This window comes from Nostoc sp. CCY0012, assembly GCF_963920855.1.
Classification (GTDB): domain Bacteria; phylum Cyanobacteriota; class Cyanobacteriia; order Cyanobacteriales; family Nostocaceae; genus Cyanocohniella.
In genome coordinates this window covers 1-667 of the sequence record NZ_CAWUDM010000253.1, presented here as the reverse complement: position 1 = coordinate 667, position 667 = coordinate 1, and the positions used below count along the sequence as shown (strand labels likewise).

1 protein-coding gene and 1 pseudogene are annotated in these 667 nt (G+C 39.1%); both read left to right on the top strand.

From position 1 onward, the window contains the following. Positions 1-257, top strand: a pseudogene (locus ACM0OS_RS29010) (hypothetical protein); the annotation flags it as partial. A gap of 174 nt (positions 258-431) precedes the next feature. Beyond that, on the top strand, positions 432-656 hold the full coding sequence (locus tag ACM0OS_RS29005) for a hypothetical protein (RefSeq protein ID WP_414546626.1): 225 nt from the start codon (positions 432-434) through the stop codon (positions 654-656). Positions 657-667: the final 11 nt, after the last annotated feature.

Genomic DNA, 667 nt, shown 5'->3' with positions numbered 1-667 from the left:
ATTATGAGATAGCAGAAATCGAGTCAGCAATTACAGCATTTGTACAACATAAAGCACAGGTTACTAAGCAAAAGATAACCAACATGGTGCAGGGTGTTAGGGAAACTGTAACGCGTTTGGATAATGAAAATTCCCAGCTATTGAATGATGGATTACGGGAGATAAACAACGACATCAAAAGAGGTTCCCAGAAGTTTAAAAGTAGCGTCAGGACAGCACTCAAAGCCTTTGCGCTCCTACCTAGTAAAACAGGCTGATAAAGGCTTGATAATTGCCGTTAATCCTCAAAAATTAGGCTACAGCGTTTTGTTGATTTCATCCTTATTACTGGCTCTTGTAGCCTTTGATAATTACCGACTAAACAGGCATCGAGTCCACCAGCTAGAGTATCGAGAATTTCACGACCCTAATATTTACTGGGCGGTTCCCCAATGGTTCAACAGATAACAGAAACCAGAGACCTATCAAAACTAATTAATCAATCATTAACACTGATTGAAAAAATCAAAAGTCATCCTCAGTTCAAGCTAGTAGAGTATAGCCCAGATGTAACTTTGGGCGATGCACAGCAAGCATTAATCGAATTGCAATCAGAATTACGTAATCCCCAAGGAGAGCCAATAAATATATTTGCGTTAGAAGGATTTACCAGTTAAGCACATATTCA